This window comes from Vibrio orientalis CIP 102891 = ATCC 33934 (assembly GCF_000176235.1).
Classification (GTDB): Bacteria; Pseudomonadota; Gammaproteobacteria; order Enterobacterales; family Vibrionaceae; genus Vibrio; species Vibrio orientalis.
In genome coordinates this window covers 1820155-1836719 of the sequence record NZ_ACZV01000005.1, presented here as the reverse complement: position 1 = coordinate 1836719, position 16565 = coordinate 1820155, and the positions used below count along the sequence as shown (strand labels likewise).

Annotated in this window: 16 protein-coding genes; 11 read left to right on the top strand and 5 right to left on the bottom strand. The window is 44.6% G+C overall.

All coding sequences use genetic code 11. The features are described 5' to 3' along the window. Positions 1 to 102: 102 nt before the first annotated feature. Positions 103 to 684 (top strand): D-sedoheptulose 7-phosphate isomerase, encoded by a 582-nt coding sequence (gene lpcA / locus VIA_RS19080; RefSeq protein WP_004415218.1) that lies wholly within the window; start codon positions 103 to 105, stop codon positions 682 to 684. Positions 685 to 785: 101 nt separating this feature from the next. After that, entirely contained in the window at positions 786 to 1631 is an 846-nt protein-coding gene (locus VIA_RS19075; protein WP_004415216.1) for a class II glutamine amidotransferase, read from the top strand. Between the two features lie 598 nt (positions 1632 to 2229). On the opposite strand, the gene VIA_RS19070 is transcribed toward VIA_RS19075, so the two are convergent. Together VIA_RS19070 and tsaA are read right to left on the bottom strand one after the other, a co-directional pair. Beyond that, complete coding sequence (locus VIA_RS19070; protein WP_004415215.1) at positions 2230 to 3945, bottom strand: proline--tRNA ligase; 1716 nt, start codon at positions 3943 to 3945, stop codon at positions 2230 to 2232. A 112-nt stretch (positions 3946 to 4057) separates the two neighbouring features. Next, positions 4058 to 4753: a tRNA (N6-threonylcarbamoyladenosine(37)-N6)-methyltransferase TrmO gene (gene tsaA / locus VIA_RS19065; RefSeq protein ID WP_004415213.1), complete on the bottom strand. Its 696-nt coding sequence runs from the start codon at positions 4751 to 4753 to the stop codon at positions 4058 to 4060. A 115-nt stretch (positions 4754 to 4868) separates the two neighbouring features. Here tsaA and VIA_RS19060 point away from each other — a divergent pair, with 115 nt between their 5' ends. The 4 genes from VIA_RS19060 (at position 4869) to VIA_RS19045 (ending at position 8224) form a co-directional block, all read left to right on the top strand. After that, positions 4869 to 5129, top strand: coding sequence for a type B 50S ribosomal protein L31 (locus VIA_RS19060; protein ID WP_004415208.1), 261 nt, complete (start codon positions 4869 to 4871; stop codon positions 5127 to 5129). Next, on the top strand, positions 5130 to 5255 hold the full coding sequence (ykgO, locus tag VIA_RS19055; protein WP_004417330.1) for a type B 50S ribosomal protein L36: 126 nt from the start codon (positions 5130 to 5132) through the stop codon (positions 5253 to 5255). A 388-nt stretch (positions 5256 to 5643) separates the two neighbouring features. Further along, on the top strand, positions 5644 to 7230 hold the full coding sequence (locus VIA_RS19050) for an AbgT family transporter (RefSeq protein ID WP_004415204.1): 1587 nt from the start codon (positions 5644 to 5646) through the stop codon (positions 7228 to 7230). Positions 7231 to 7501: 271 nt separating this feature from the next. Beyond that, a complete protein-coding gene (locus VIA_RS19045; RefSeq protein ID WP_004417328.1) occupies positions 7502 to 8224 on the top strand; it encodes a substrate-binding periplasmic protein in 723 nt (240 codons plus the stop codon). A gap of 44 nt (positions 8225 to 8268) precedes the next feature. Here VIA_RS19045 and VIA_RS19040 read toward each other — a convergent pair whose 3' ends face one another. From VIA_RS19040 to metN, 3 genes are read right to left on the bottom strand one after another with little or no spacing between them, the layout of a single operon-like run. Next, the gene (locus VIA_RS19040; RefSeq protein WP_004415198.1) at positions 8269 to 9078 is read right to left on the bottom strand and encodes a MetQ/NlpA family lipoprotein; all 810 of its coding nucleotides are present in this window, start codon (positions 9076 to 9078) and stop codon (positions 8269 to 8271) included. A 41-nt stretch (positions 9079 to 9119) separates the two neighbouring features. Beyond that, the gene (locus tag VIA_RS19035) at positions 9120 to 9797 is read right to left on the bottom strand and encodes a methionine ABC transporter permease (protein ID WP_004415195.1); all 678 of its coding nucleotides are present in this window, start codon (positions 9795 to 9797) and stop codon (positions 9120 to 9122) included. Next, a complete protein-coding gene (gene metN / locus VIA_RS19030) occupies positions 9787 to 10821 on the bottom strand; it encodes a methionine ABC transporter ATP-binding protein MetN (protein WP_004415192.1) in 1035 nt (344 codons plus the stop codon). Before metN ends, VIA_RS19035 begins: the two co-directional genes overlap by 11 nt. Before the next feature lie 316 nt (positions 10822 to 11137). On the opposite strand from metN, the gene gmhB reads away from it, so the two are divergent. The 5 genes from gmhB (at position 11138) to treC (ending at position 16476) form a co-directional block, all read left to right on the top strand. Then, a complete protein-coding gene (gmhB, locus tag VIA_RS19025; protein WP_004415189.1) occupies positions 11138 to 11689 on the top strand; it encodes a D-glycero-beta-D-manno-heptose 1,7-bisphosphate 7-phosphatase in 552 nt (183 codons plus the stop codon). A gap of 48 nt (positions 11690 to 11737) precedes the next feature. Beyond that, the gene (locus tag VIA_RS19020) at positions 11738 to 12085 is read left to right on the top strand and encodes an MliC family protein (RefSeq protein ID WP_004415187.1); all 348 of its coding nucleotides are present in this window, start codon (positions 11738 to 11740) and stop codon (positions 12083 to 12085) included. Between the two features lie 66 nt (positions 12086 to 12151). Next, entirely contained in the window at positions 12152 to 13099 is a 948-nt protein-coding gene (gene treR / locus VIA_RS19015) for a trehalose operon repressor TreR (protein ID WP_004415185.1), read from the top strand. Positions 13100 to 13292: 193 nt separating this feature from the next. Next, entirely contained in the window at positions 13293 to 14717 is a 1425-nt protein-coding gene (treB, locus tag VIA_RS19010; RefSeq protein ID WP_004417325.1) for a PTS trehalose transporter subunit IIBC, read from the top strand. Positions 14718 to 14793: 76 nt separating this feature from the next. Then, complete coding sequence (gene treC / locus VIA_RS19005) at positions 14794 to 16476, top strand: alpha,alpha-phosphotrehalase (protein ID WP_004415179.1); 1683 nt, start codon at positions 14794 to 14796, stop codon at positions 16474 to 16476. Positions 16477 to 16565: the final 89 nt, after the last annotated feature.

Sequence of the window (16565 nt, the reverse complement as noted above, 5' to 3'; positions counted from 1 at the left end):
ACGGTGGGCTATCGACAGTGAGAATTGTTTGAGTAAACTCTGTAGGTAATGCTTTCTGTAATTGATGCAGAACTATTTATTACAAAAATTAGAGATAAACCTATGTACCAGGACCTAATTAAAAACGAATTGACCGAAGCTGCTGATGTACTCAATAAGTTTTTGAGTGATGACAAGAACATTGCTCAGATTGAAGCGGCAGCGAAGATGATCGCTGACTCATTTAAGCAAGGTGGTAAAGTTCTCTCTTGTGGTAATGGCGGTTCACACTGTGATGCGATGCATTTTGCTGAAGAGCTAACAGGTCGCTACCGTGAAAACCGTCCTGGGCTACCAGGTATCGCGATTTCAGATCCAAGTCACCTATCATGTGTGAGCAACGATTTTGGCTATGATTTTGTTTTCTCTCGTTATGTCGAAGCGGTAGGTAGTAAAGGCGATGTTCTGTTTGGACTATCGACCTCAGGTAATTCAGGTAACATCCTAAAGGCGATTGAAGCCGCTCAAGCGAAAGGGATGAAAACCATCGCGCTGACGGGTAAAGATGGCGGTAAAATGGCTGGCCTAGCGGATATTGAAATTCGTGTGCCGCATTTTGGTTACGCTGACCGTATCCAAGAAATCCACATCAAAATCATCCACATCGTGATTCAATTGATTGAAAAGGAAATGGAAAACGCCTAATTACCGTTTTCTATCTTATAACGATAAGCGCTAGCAATCTTGCTGGCGCTTATGTTATTAAATAAGTATGACACGCAAGGAAGAATGGAGTTTGCTAGACCATGTGTGAATTGCTCGGAATGAGCGCTAACGTTCCAACCGATATCTGTTTTAGTTTTACTGGTTTGATGCAACGAGGCGGCAACACTGGCCCGCATCGTGATGGCTGGGGGATTACTTTCTATGAAGGTAAGGGTTTTCGTACCTTTAAAGATCCCAAACCGAGTTGCGATTCAAAAATAGCGGAGCTAGTGCAAAACTACCCGATAAAGAGTCGTGCTGTGATTAGCCATATCAGGCAAGCCAACCGCGGTGGCGTGAATTTAGAGAACACGCATCCATTTACTCGTGAGTTGTGGGGACGTTATTGGACATTTGCACACAATGGCCAGCTTTCTGAGTATCAAGACCTCCATACTGGTAGACATCGCCCTGTCGGTCAGACAGACAGTGAGTTAGCGTTTTGCTGGCTACTTAAGCAGATGGAAGACCGATACCCTGAACCACCACAAGATATGGTTGGCGTGTTCCGTTTTGTCGCTGAATGCTGTGATCAGCTCCGTGACAGAGGGGTCTTTAATATGCTGCTGTCAGATGGTGAGTACGTCGTCACCTACTGTACCAACCACTTATATTGGATCACGCGACGAGCACCATTCGGCAAAGCTTCTTTGATTGATGAAGACGTTGAGATTAACTTCCAAGAAGAAACGACACCCAATGATATTGTCTCGGTGATTGCCACTCAGCCATTAACCGACAATGAAACCTGGCACCGAATGAAGCCGGGTGAGTTCGGTATTTTCCATTTTGGTGAATTGATTGATGGTAACGCTGATGAGCTTGTTGATGTCGCTTATGCACCGAAGAAAGTCGCAAGCCAAGCGCCAACAGAGCCGTTGGAGTAGGGAACCTGATTTAGTCCTCGAATGACTTTAAGAGATCCCCAACTCGTTCGTGCCTCACTCTCGAGGATGACGTAGCTATTAAGTGTCATTCCATAGAGTGACGAAGGAGCGAGTAAGGAATCTCATAGAGTATTCGACTTGCTTCAAGAGATCCTCAACTCGTTCGTACCTCACTCTCGAGGATGACGTTGTACCGGTGTGTCATTCCATAGAGTGACGAAGGAGCGAGTAGGGAATCTCATAGAGTATTCGACTTGACTTTAAGAGATCCTCAACTCATTCGTAACTCATTCTCGAGGAGGACGTTGTACGGGGGTGTCATTCCATAGAGTGACGAAGGAGCGAGTAGGGAATCTCATCGAGTATTCGACTTGCTTCAAGAGATCTTCAACTCGTTCGTGCCTCACTCTCTAGGATGACGTAGCTATTAAGTGTCATTCCATAGAGTGACGAAGGAAGGAGTAGGGAATCTCATCGGGTATTCGACTTGCTTCAAGAGCTCCCCAACTCTCTCGTCCCTCGTTCTTGAGAATGACAGCAAAAACAAAAAAGGCTGATGTTTTCACATCAGCCTTTTTGGTATCTAAGCGTTAAACACTTAAGCAAGTTGCGCTTTAATGTGCTCAACAATGTCGGCCATCGCTACTGCCGTCTTCTCACCGTTGCGGCGGTTCTTGTACTCGAAGTTGCCTTCTTTCATAGAACGGTCACCGATCACGATAGTGTGAGGAATACCGATAAGCTCCATATCAGAGAACATAACGCCAGGGCGCTCTTTACGGTCATCGAATAGGACTTCGATACCCATAGCAGTCAGTTCAGCGTACAGCTTCTCAGCCGCTTCTTTCACTTCTTCAGACTTGTGCATGTTCATTGGCACGATAGCTACTTGGAAAGGTGCTAGTGCGTCAGGCCAGATGATGCCGTATTTATCGTGGTTCTGCTCGATTGCAGAAGCAACAACACGTGATACACCGATACCGTAACAACCCATCTCTAGGATTACGTTCTTACCGTCAGGACCAAGCACGCCACAGTTCATCGCTTGTGAGTATGTGTTACCTAACTGGAAGATGTGACCAACTTCGATACCGCGCTTCAGCTGAAGTGTACCTTGACCACATGGGCTTGGATCGCCTTCTACTACGTTACGTAGGTCTTCAACTTGGCCTAGCTCAACGTCACGACCCCAGTTGATACCGAAGTAGTGTTTGTCATCAACGTTAGCGCCAGCACCAAAGTCGCTCATTACAGCAACAGTGCGGTCAACGATGAATGGCAGCTCAAGACCAACAGGGCCTAGAGAACCAGGGCCTGCGCCGATTAGTGCGCGAATCTCTTCTTCTGTTGCCATCTCTAACGGAGAAGCAACTTGAGGAAGGTTTTCTGCTTTCACTTCGTTTAGCTCGTGGTCACCACGAACGATAAGCGCGATGATATCAGCATCAACTTCATCAGATGCTTTAACGAATAGAGTCTTAACTGTTTTCTCGATTGGTAGATCGAACTGCTCTACAAGTTCAGCGATAGTTTTCGCGTTTGGCGTATCAACCAGCGTCATCTCTTGAGTTGGCTGCGCACGCTCACCAGCAGGTGCTGCCGCTTCTGCTTTCTCGATGTTCGCTGCGTAGTCAGACTCAGTAGAGAATGCGATCAGGTCTTCGCCGCTTTCAGCCAGTACGTGGAACTCTTGAGAACCGCTACCACCGATAGCACCAGAGTCAGCTAGAACCGGACGGTACTCAAGGCCCATACGATCGAATGCTTTACAGTAAGCATCGTGCATCGCTTGGTAAGATTTCTCTAGGCCAGATTTATCGATGTCAAAGCTGTATGCATCCATCATGCAGAATTCACGTGCACGCATTACGCCAAAACGTGGACGACGCTCGTCACGGAATTTAGTCTGAATTTGGTACAGGTTAAGTGGAAGCTGTTTGTACGAGCTTACTTCGTTACGCACAAGGCTAGTGATCACTTCTTCTGCTGTAGGGCTAAGAACAAACGGACGAGTATGACGGTCAGTAAAGCGAAGTAGCTCAGGACCCATCTTTTCGCTGCGTCCTGTCTCTTCCCATAGTTCAAACGGCTGAACAACGGGCATCAAAGTTTCGACAGCACCTGCATTGTCGATCTCTTGACGAACGATGTTTTCGACTTTACGCAATACACGTAGACCAGTAGGTAGCCAGGTGTAAAGACCTGAAGCTAGCTTACGGATCATACCTGCACGTAGCATAAGCTGGTGGCTTACTACTTCTGCGTCGTTTGGAGTCTCCTTCAGAGTAGAAAGAAGATAATTACTGGTACGCATTAAATTTATCCGTTTATTAAAGTTGATTACTCAAGCCAGAATGGACAGGAGTATGAAATCCCAATACAGGGAAATTTTCTAAGCCGTCTATAATATCAGCCAATTGGCTTTGTCAAAAGCATTCGATCGACGTAACCGTGACGAAATTGCCCTCAACAGTGAATTTTACGTTTAAGTCGAACAAGTTGACCGCATACTCTTTGTTATCGGCTTTGGTTTTCTTATAGGCTGGGCGAGGGTCTTGGGCTAAGACTTGCTCAATCACCTTACTCTCCATCCTCCCTTCCTTACGCGTTGCGAGTAGCGCTTCAGCCTGCTTAGAGAAGGTCACTTGAGCTGTTTCTGGCTCAAGATCGGCATATCCGCCAAGTGCACCTGCTACTGAGTCTGAATAAGGAATATAAGGCTTAATATCCACAATAGGGGTTTGATCGACAAGATCAACGTTACCCAGTTCAAGGTAGATTTGATCGCCTTGTTGTGTGACGCCTTTTAACTCAACCGCCGACATGCCAATACCATTAGGTCTGAATGTTGATCGAGACGCGAACACACCGATGCGTTCATTTCCACCCAAGCGTGGAGGTCTAACGGTTGGTTTCCATCCTGCTTCAAGATTTTGATCAAATAGAAATAGTAACCACACATGACTGAACTGTTCGATTCCACGCACAGCTTCTAGGCAATTGGCTTGACCTGTTAAGCGCACTCGAGAGGTTGCTGAAGGCACGAGCCTCGGCTGCCTCGGTACCGCAAACTTCTCTTTATAAGGTGATTCGATAAAGCCAATAGGTTCGATTGAGTACATGTTTCCGCTCTCAGTGATCTTTGATCTAGAAAATATCACAAAAAACCTTGATTTTCTTTTTGAGAATGATTATTAATTGATATGTTATATCATAACAATTAATGTGGAGAGGATAATGAAACAAGGCATTCACCCAGAGTATCGCCAAGTGGTGTTTCATGATACCAGTATCGATGAGTATTTTGTTATTGGTTCAACGCTACAAACAGACCGAACTATAGAATGGAAAGATGGCAAAACGTACCCGTACTTCACGGTGGAAGTCTCGGCTAAGTCACACCCTTTCTATACTGGCAAGCAGCGTGTGATTCAAAAAGAAGGACGCGTGGCTAACTTTAACCGTCGCTTTGCCCAGTTTTCAAAAGGAGAAGAGTAAATGAAGGTCGTTAAATCATTAAGAAGTGCAAAAAAACGTCATCCCGATTGCCAAATCGTAAAGAGAAGAGGGCGACTGTATGTCATTTGTAAAACTAATCCGAGATTCAAAGCGGTGCAAAAGTAGGCGCCTTTTAGGTGTGAACATTATGTAAAGCTGCTCAAAAAAACTCCCTCCTTAGTAGTTAAAGAATCAATTGAATGTGAAGAGTGATTAAATTCTGCGCTATACGCGATTTCGAGCAAGATTGGTTATTTTGCCGGTAGTTGAATCAGTAAGTTACAGTGCGATTTATAAACAGAATGAATGTATTTATACAAACTATAAATCTAACTTTGGTTGGTAAATTGGTGTTATTTGCTAAGTTTTTGTTCAAATGGCGTTAAATAATATGATTTATTACACACTTTGTAACATTTCGCATTTCTAATTGAGTCTTTTGTCGAGTACTCTGCGCTGGCATTTGGAACATTTTTGTCACAATTGCGCAGGAATAACTACAAGGAGGGAACAGATGAGTTCATCTGCTTCAATTAAACAAAATTCACCTAAGAAGCCACTATTTACCCGTTTCTTAGACGCTGTTGAATATTTAGGGAATCTATTACCCCACCCAATCACTCTATTTGCCATCTTCTGTTTAGCAATTTTAGTTGCATCAGGTATTGCAGGTTACTTTGATGTCTCAGTCATGGACCCTCGTCCAGAGGGAGCAAAAGGCCGTGCTGCAGATGGTATGATCCACGTTGTCAGCTTAATGAATGCTGAAGGCTTACAGTTAATCGTCACTAACCTAGTTAAAAACTTTGTTGGCTTTGCCCCTTTAGGTACAGTATTGGTTGCGATGTTGGGTGTTGCTATTGCTGAACACTCAGGTCTTCTTTCTGCGGCAATGCGCGGTATGGTAATGGGCGCTTCTAAGCGTATGGTTACTGTGACTGTGGTATTTGCTGGTATTATTTCTAATACAGCATCAGAGCTAGGCTACGTTGTACTTATCCCATTAGCGGCAATGCTATTCCACTCACTAGGTCGTCACCCGCTAGCAGGTCTTGCAGCGGCATTCGCAGGTGTATCTGGTGGTTACTCGGCAAACCTTCTTATCGGTACGGTTGACCCACTGCTTTCTGGTATTACAGAAACAGCAGCGCAAATGATTGACCCTACTTACACAGTAGGTCCAGAATCAAACTGGTACTTCATGTTTGTTTCTACGTTCTTCATTGCAATTACAGGTGCGTTTGTAACCGAGAAAATTGTTGAGCCAAAACTTGGTAAATACAACGATGAAGAAGCGTCGGAAGATCTATCAAACGACTCAATGGGTAAACTTACAGACCTAGAGAAGAAAGGTCTTAAGCTAGCTGGTCTGGCGGTTGTTGCAGTTTCTGCACTTCTCGCTTGGACAATCGTTCCAGAAGACGGCGTACTACGTTCAGCGACAGGTACGGTTGCAGGGTCACCATTCCTGAAAAGTATCGTAGCGTTCATCTTTGTATTCTTCGCAATCCCAGGCTTTGTTTACGGTAAAGTAACTGGCTCTATGAAGACTGACCGCGACGTGATTGATGCAATGGCGAAGTCTATGTCTTCTATGGGCATGTACATCGTACTTGTATTCTTCGCTGCTCAGTTTGTTGCGTTCTTCAAGTGGACTAACTTTGGTCAGGTATTCGCTGTAGCGGGCGCAAGCTTCCTACAGGAAATCGGTCTAACTGGCCCAATGCTGTTCTTCGCATTCATCCTAATGTGTGGCTTCATCAACCTGATGATCGGCTCAGCGTCTGCTCAGTGGGCAGTAACTGCACCTATCTTTGTTCCAATGCTAATGTTAGTTGGCTACGCTCCTGAAACGATTCAGGCGGCTTACCGTATCGGTGATTCAACAACTAACATCATCACACCAATGATGAGCTACTTCGGTCTAATCCTAGCAGTAGCGACACGTTACATGAAGAACCTAGGTATCGGTACATTGATTGCGACCATGTTGCCTTACTCAATCTGCTTCCTTGTGGGTTGGAGTCTACTGTTCTACATCTGGGTATTCGTATTTGGTCTACCAGTAGGTCCTGGTGCGGCAACGTATTACACGCCTTAATCTGTGTAGATAACCCAAATTTAAAAGCCAGAGCATTTGCTCTGGCTTTTTTGTTTTTAAGCGTGATTACTCACAGAGTTGACAAGTGATAGCGCTGAACTTTACTTATCTCTATGGATGAATTTCTTGGGGGATGAATCATTGGTAAGAGTATCGTTATGTCTAAACCTATGTTTTTTAACCAGTGCCTTAGCCTAAACACTGAAAAATTATGATTAGGCGTTTTGCTATATCGGTCTTAGGTTGCCTGTTTTCCTTCAATGTATCGAGCATGCCCTCAATACAGTTGGTTACGCTCGACTATCCTCCCTATATTGTCACTCAGGAAGGTGAGTTATCTGGTGTCGCCATCGAGCTAGTGGAGTCGGTATTTGAAGAGCTAGAGGTGCCAATTTCGATAGAAGTTCTGCCTTGGGCGAGAGCATTAAGTAATGTCCAGTTTGGTCGGGCTGACGCCATATTTACGGCGTTTAAAAATCCAACGCGAGAGGAGTTTGCTGATTTCAGCAACCAGGTACTATTCACGCAAAACATCAGCTTAGTTGTCAAAGCTAAGAGTGAAATTCTCAGTGATAATTTCTTAACCAGTGATTTGTCTAGTATTGCCGTATGTGTTGTTAATCGAGTGAGTTACGGTAAACGGATCGATGCCTTGCTAGCTGAGCGAAAATTTAGATTGGTCTTTAAGCGTAACCAAACTAAAGAGTGTGCCCACTTAGTGAGAACAGGGCGAGCTGATGTTTGGGTTAATAACGACTTTGGTGCGCGCAGCATCATGGCCAGTGAGCGAATGGAAGAGATCTTGGAGATATTATCTCCGCCTATTGAGGCAACGCCAAGCTATATCGCTTTTTCGAAACTCAAAGAGCATGCATGGCTAAGGGATAGATTTGATGAAGTGCTACGAGGCATGAAAGAAGATGGCCGTTATGAAGCGATTATTGATAACTATTTCGAACGCTTAAAAGAGCGAGAAGTAAAAGAAAAGGGCTGACGCATTAACGACAGCCCCTGTTGTTTATATAAGCGAGTAAGTGATTACCAACCTTTAACGACGCCACCTTGGAAGATGTCTGATGCCGCTGAGTAAACTTCTTCAGTTTGGTACGCTTTAACGAAGTTAACCACGTTTTCAGCTTGTGCATTGTCTTCACGTGCAACGATTAGGTTTACGTATGGAGACTCTTTATCTTCAACAAAAACGCCATCTTTTTGTGGAGTTAGGTTGATAGAGCTAGCGTAAGTGGTGTTGATTACAGAAAGAGCAACGTCATCTAGAGAACGAGGAAGCTGAGCTGCGTCTAGTTCAACAATAGTGATGTTCTTCGGGTTTTCTACGATGTCACGAACAGTTGCTAGAAGACCAGCGCCTTCACGTAGCTTAAGTAGACCTTGCTGCTCAAGAAGCAGTAGAGAACGACCTAGGTTAGTTGGATCGTTTGGTACTGCGATACGTGCGCCATCTTGAATCTCTTCAACTGATTTTACTTGCTTAGAGTAACCTGCGATTGGGTATACAAACGTATTGCCCGCAATCGTTAGTTTGTAGCCACGGTCAGTCACTTGCTGATCTAGGTATGGTTTGTGCTGGAATGCATTGATGTCGATAGAGCCATCATCCAGTGCCGCGTTAGGCGTTACGTAGTCAGTAAAGGTAACTAGCTCTACCTCTAGACCGAACTTCTCTTTAGCTACTTTAGCGGCTACTTCTGCAACTTGTGCTTCAGCACCTGCCATTACACCTACTTTAACTTTGCTTGTGTCGGCTTCTTTTTCGCCACAACCCGCTAGAACTAGTGCAGACGCTGCTGCTGCGATAGTCAAAAGACCTTTAAGACTGAATTTCATCACTATCTCCTTATGAATAAATCTGTGAATTGGTTATTTTTTTAGCGGTGATCAACGCGACGAACAATCGCATCACCAATAGATTGAATAATTTGTACTAGTACGATCAGCATCACGACCGTCACAGCCATAATCACCACATCATAACGGTGGAAGCCGTAGCGAATTGCGACGTCACCTAGACCGCCACCGCCGACAGTACCAGCCATTGCTGAGTAGCTCACTAGTGTTACTAGGGTAATCGTTACTGAGTTAACAATCGTAGGCATCGCTTCAGGAAGCAGTACCTTAGAAATAATTTGCATTGGTGTTGCGCCCATAGATTGAGCGGCTTCAACTAGGCCAGTTGGAACTTCTAGCAGTGCACCTTCAATCAGGCGAGCAACGAATGGAATTGCGCCAATCGTAAGCGGTACGATTGCCGCTGTTGTGCCGATAAAGGTGCCAACTAATAGCTTAGTCACTGGAATGATTGCCACCATCAGCACTAGGAATGGTACAGAGCGACCTACGTTGACCACTGCACCTAGAATGCCGTTGAGTTTCGTGTTCTCAAGCAGCCCACCTTTCTTAGTCGTATGAAGAATCACGCCGAGTGGAATACCAACGGCAAAACCGACAATACCCGCGACTGCAACCATGTAGAGTGTTTCCCACGTTGCACCCAGCAATAGGTTACTGTTGAGGCTCAGCCACTGTGAAATTTCATTAAAGGACATAACCTAGCACCTCTACTTTTACATTGTGCTCACGCAGGAACTCGATCGCTGCATTGTCATCTTGCTCATTACCAAATAGCTCAGCGACCATCATGCCGAATTTAACGCCGCCAGCGTAATCAAGATCTGAACTTAGGATGCTCACATCGATGTTAAATTTACGTGCAATCTGCGTCATTAGCGGCGCATCCACTGTTGCACCAGTAAATTCAAGGCGAACAAGTGGGTAGCTTCCTTCAACGCGAGTCTCTTGCAGGCGAGCTTGATAATCTTCTGGAATCGATAGATCGAGTGTCGAGCGAATAAATTGGTGTGCCAGCTCCGTTTTAGGATGAGCGAAAATCTCGCCAACCGTGCCTTTCTCAACCAATTCACCGTCACCAATGATTGCCACTTCATGACAGATACTTTTCACCACATCCATCTCATGGGTGATGAGTAGAATCGTGATATTAAGCTTACGGTTGATCTCTTTAAGCAGCTCAAGAATCGATTGAGTTGTTGCTGGATCAAGCGCGCTAGTCGCTTCATCACACAATAGAACCTTAGGGTCTGATGCCAGTGCGCGAGCAATCGCTACACGTTGCTTTTGACCACCACTTAAGTTTGATGGGTAGCTTTCATGTTTATCAGCTAAGCCAACCAGTTTTAGTAACTCAGTCACTTTTTCTGCAATATGGCCTTTATCTTTACCTGCAAGCTCTAAAGGTAGCGCCACGTTGTCAAACACGGTACGCGAAGAGAGCAAGTTAAAGTGCTGGAAAATCATACCGATGTTACGGCGAGCTTCACACAGCTCCGACTTTGATAGCTTAGTGAGATCGACTCCATCAACAATAATAGAACCCGTTGTTGGGGCTTCTAGCATGTTTACACAGCGGATAAGTGTACTTTTTCCTGCTCCGGACGAGCCAATAACACCAAAGATATTTCCCTGTGGGATCTGTAGGTTAATCTCTCTCAAGGCATGAATTTCCTTCGTACCTTGATAGAACACCTTATTTACTTGATTAATTTCAATCATCGAGAAACTCGTTTCAGATTAGGAGCAGTAGATTATTTTGAACTATATCTCATTTACTAGAGGATGCTATGGCTTTGCGGGAAAAGTGTCAATAGATATTTTTACGTCTAGACGTCTAAACGTATTTTTGGCCAAATCAATTCGTCATTAGATAGAGGCTAAGGCAATAAGCGCTAAGTTTGACCGCCAGAATATCATTAGACTTACCAAGCTTTGTCTCGCTATCACTGAGGGGAAAGCACTTTCGATAAGATGGCATATTGCAACGACTTGGGTATAATCTTCTTTATATAAAGCAAATAACGAGAAGCATATTTTGGCAAAACCAGCAGTCTTTTTAGATCGTGACGGCGTGATTAACGTAGATCATGGCTATGTACACGATGAGCACGAATTTGAATTTATCGAAGGCGTGTTTGAAGCGACGAAGAAACTGAAAGAGATGGGCTACTTACTGGTCTTGGTAACCAACCAGTCTGGTATTGCACGTGGTAAGTTCAGTGAAGACCGCTTCCTAGATTTAACTCAATGGATGGATTGGAACTTTGTCGATAATGGCGTTGAGTTCGATGGTTTTTACTACTGTCCGCACCATGCTGAACATGGTCAAGGTAAGTATAAAGAAGATTGTGATTGTCGTAAGCCAAAGCCTGGTATGTTTATCTCTGCCCGTGACTTCTTGAAAATTGATATGGCTAACTCTGTCATGGTTGGTGATAAAGCTGAAGATATGATGGCAGCAGAGGCCGCTGGCGTAGGGACCAAGATCTTAGTCCGTACGGGTAAACCGGTGACAGAAAAGGGTGAGGCGATTGCTTCCGTGGTGCTTGATAGCATAAAAGATGTCCCAGCATATCTGACTAAATAAACTCTAATAGGTCGCCACGTGCGGCCTTTATTATCTCTGGAGGTTTTGATGAAGTATCGTTCATTATTAGTCGCTCTTGCGGGAGTGGGTCTTATCGGTTGTTCATACAACGTAGTAGAACCTAAGAGCGCATACCAAGGTGAGTTTAAGAGTTACGCCTGCCAAGATGATAAAAGCTTTAAGGTGGCCTACATGCCAAATGAGCCTAAAGCTTTATTACGCCTTGCTGAAAATGACTACCGTCTAGCTCGGGTACGTTCAGGGTCGGGTGTAAAGTATATTCTTGATGACGGTACTTCTGAGACGATGAATCCAGTGACGCTTTTCACAAAAGGCAATCAAGCTCGTTTAGAGTTGGGGCGAGTCGTTTACAAAAACTGTGTAACCGAAGAATAATAGCCTATCCTAACCAGGAGGTAGAATATGTGCCTCCTTCACTTCACTTAAGCACCCTAAGCATCTATGAGCAAAAAACTAACCATTCTTGATATTGCAAAACTGTCTGGCGTTGGTAAATCGACTGTATCTCGAGTACTGACTAATGATCCGAAAGTAAAACCAGCGACACGTGAAAAAGTCGAACGCGTGATTCAAGAGTCAGGTTATGTCCCTTCTAAGTCTGCACAGTCTATGCGTGGTGGTAGTCAAAAAGTGGTTGGGGTGATTATCTCTCGCTTGGACTCGCCATCAGAGAACAAAGCTGTCGGCAGCATGCTCAATACACTTTATGCTGCAGGTTATGATGTGGTGATCATGGAAAGCCAATTCGATCGTGATAAAACTAATGATCACCTTGATGTGCTAAAGAAGCGTAATGTCGATGGTGTGATTGTGTTTGGCTTCAGCGACTTTGATCTTGATAAGCTCTCGAGCTGGCAAAATCGTAGCGTTGTCATCGCAATGGATACCGATAAAGTCTCTTCGATTAACTACGATAATGCTCTAGTCATCACCAAAGCTCTAGAGTACCTACAAGAAAAGGATATCGACAATATTGGCTTTATCGGTGTCGACCCTAGTGACAAGACCACCGGTAAGTTACGCCTCGACGCCTACCTAAACTGGTGCCAGCGTCATTCGGTAGAGGCCTGCTATCAAACGGGTCAGCTAAATCACGAAAGTGCTTATTTGTTGGTAGATAACGTATTGACCGAGCAGACTGAAGCTATTGTGTGTGCCAGTGATACTTTAGCTTTAGGTGTCATTAAGCGTTTACAAGAGCTCAATCGAGAAGACGTAGTTGTGACTGGCGTCGGCGGTAATGAGCTACTTTCTTTTCTTTTTCCCAAAGTATTCAGCATTGACCCAGGCTATTCTTTAGCCGGTGATAAAGCAGCTAACTTGTTGATATCTCATATAAATGGTGAAAAAGAACAGGTTCATCTTACTCAAGAGCCTCTTACTCTCTAAGCCATTATTTCTAAAGTGATTTAAAATTATACTGTGATCTCTTTCAATTAATGGGACTGTTCCCATTTTTGTTCAATGTTAGATCTGGCAATATAATAAACACAATTGGGAATGTTCCCATAAATATAAAACTAAGAATATCAAGTCAGTTTGAATTGAACAGAATGAGAATCCAATTAGGGTGGACATGGATATGAGTAAGATAGCGAAACAAGAAGTTGAGCGTCTAATTGAACTAGTCGGTGGGCGTGACAATATCGCGAGTGTCAGTCACTGCCTAACTCGCCTTCGCTTTGTATTGAATGACACAAGCAAAGCCGACGAGAAAGCACTAGAAACACTGCCTCTAGTTAAAGGCTGCTTTACTAACGCAGGTCAGTTCCAAGTTGTGATTGGTACTGAAGTTGATGAAGTGTACAAGGTACTTATCGAGCTAGCAGGGAAGAGCGAAGCGTCAAAAGACGAAGCTAAACAAGCCGCTCGCCAGAACATGAACATCTTGGAACGCGGTATTTCCCATCTTGCTGAAATCTTTGTACCGCTGCTTCCTGCCATTATTACCGGTGGTCTAATTCTTGGTTTCCGCAACGTGATTGGCGACATCAAAATGTTTGATGGTCAGTCGCTGACTGAAATTAGCCAATTTTGGGCAACAGTACATAGCTTTTTATGGTTGATTGGTGAAGCGATCTTCTTCTTCCTCCCTGTCGGTGTATGTTGGTCTACGGTTAAGAAGCTCGGTGGTACGCCAATTCTTGGCATTACCTTAGGTGTCACACTGGTATCGCCACAGTTGATGAACGCATACCTGATTGGTAAGCAAGTTCCAGAAGTGTGGGACTTTGGTTTATTTGTGATTGAAAAAGTCGGTTATCAAGCTCAGGTAATCCCTGCCATGCTTGCTGGTGTCGCGCTGGCGTTTATTGAAACCAACTTAAAGCGCATCGTCCCATCGTACCTCTACTTAGTCGTTGTACCGTTTGTCTCAATCATTGTTTCTGTTGTGTTAGCGCACTCGCTAATTGGTCCTTTTGGCCGCGTATTAGGAGATGGCGTAGCGTTTGCGGCCAAAGCAGCAATGACAGGTGACTTCGCAATGATTGGCTCAATGGTGTTTGGTTTCCTGTATGCGCCATTGGTGATTACCGGTATTCACCACACTACCAACGCGGTTGATCTGCAGCTAATGCAAGAACTTGGTGGTACTCCAATCTGGCCATTGATTGCATTGTCAAACATTGCTCAAGCATCAGCAGTTGTCGGTATCATTCTAATTAGTAAAAAGCATGGCGAGCGCGATATTTCGGTACCAGCGGCTATCTCTGCTTACCTAGGTGTTACAGAGCCAGCAATGTACGGCATCAACTTGAAATACAAGTTCCCAATGCTGAGCGCGATGATTGGTAGTGCGATTGCAGCGGCAATTTGTGGTAGTGCAGGTGTGATGGCGAATGGTATCGGGGTTGGCGGTCTACCTGGCATTCTATCGATTCAACCACAGTTCTGGGGCATCTTCGCTATCGCTATGCTAGTCGCTATTGCAGTCCCAGCAGCACTAACTCTGTTCTTCTACAAGCGTGCGCAAATGAAAGGCGAACTAGAGCCTGCAAGCGCTTAATTACTCTTCCTAATTTGGAGCGGCGGTTTGTCGCTCCGTTTTCAATGATTTCTATTTTTGGTAAGTGAGTTTAGTCATGACAACGAAGGTTAATGATGCAAATTGGTGGAAAACAGCGTCTATCTACCAAATCTACCCAAAGAGTTTTTGTGATAGCGGCAGTAAAGGGAGGGGGGATATTCAAGGCATTATCTCTAAGCTCGACTACCTCAAGCTGTTAGGTGTCGATGCGATTTGGTTAACCCCAGTTTATCAATCTCCGATGATTGACAATGGCTATGACATTGCGGATTACTACGCGATAAACCCTGACTTTGGATGCATGGAAGACTTCGACCAACTGCTGTCGGAAGCACATCAGCGTGGTATTCGTATCATTATGGATATCGTGGTCAACCACACCTCAACCGCGCATCACTGGTTCCAATCGGCGTTGGCTGATAAGAATAGCCCTTATCGTGATTACTACATCTGGAAAGACCCGCTTGAAGGTCAAGCACCGAACAACTGGCAATCAAAATTTGGTGGCAGTGCTTGGGAACTTGATGAGACAAGTGGTCAATACTTCCTGCACTTATTTGCTAAAGAGCAAGCGGATTTAAATTGGGAAAACCCAGCAGTTCGCGCTGAAGTAAAAGAAGTGATCAGCTTCTGGGCTGAGAAGGGTGTTGATGGTTTCCGCTTGGATGTGATTAACCTAATTTCAAAACAGCAAGACTTCCCAAGTGATGATATTGGTGATGGCCGCCGCTTCTATACTGATGGCCCACGAGTACATGAGTATTTACAAGAGATCAGCGAAGCGGTATTCCAGAAATATGGCAGCGTGACGGTAGGAGAGATGTCTTCGACGACGCTAGAGCATTGCCAGCAATATTCCTCCTTAGACAATAAAGAATTGTCGATGGTGTTTAACTTCCATCATCTTAAAGCCGATTATCCAAATGGTGAAAAGTGGACCAAAGCACCCTTTGATTTCCTACAGCTAAAACAGATCTTCAATCATTGGCAAACAGGCTTAAATGGTAAAGGTTGGGGCGCGCTATTTTGGTGTAACCATGATCAGCCGCGTGTCGTGAGTCGTTTAGGTAACGATCAACAGTATCGAGTTGAATCAGCAAAAATGCTCGGTGCGTCAGTCCATATGATGCAAGGTACGCCGTATATCTATCAAGGTGAAGAGATCGGCATGACCAACCCAGGTTACACCTCGATTGAGCAATATCGTGATGTTGAAAGCACCAATATGTACGACATTATGGTCAAGCAGCAAGGTGTTAGTCATGACGAGATGATCGCGATCCTAGCTCAGAAATCACGTGATAATTCTCGTACCCCAATGCAGTGGAACAGCGAAGCACATGCTGGATTTTCCCAAGGGCAACCATGGCTTGAGGTTGCGAGTAACTACCCAGACATCAATGCCGAAAAAGCCGTTGCTGATGATGACTCAGTGTTCTACTTCTATCAGCAGTTGATTAAGTTGCGTAAAGAGATTGAAGTGATCACCACAGGTAGCTATTTGGATCTCTATCCACAACACAGCGCTATTTTTGGTTACCAACGTAAGTCTGAAAGCCAGACATTAATCTGTTTGAATAACTATTACGCTGAAGAGACGGAGTGTGTCTTACCTGATGAGTTAGATTGTGATAAGGCGCGCTACGTTTTAGCTAACTATGAATTGTCGAGTGACAGAGTGTCACAGCATCAAGTATTACGACCATACGAGACTCGTATTATCCTATTAAACAACTAACTCCCCCTATGATGTTAGTTATCGCCTCGACTTTGGTCGGGGCTTTTTTATATCTGGAGCTTGCTGGATGACTACTGTGGATAGGGGAG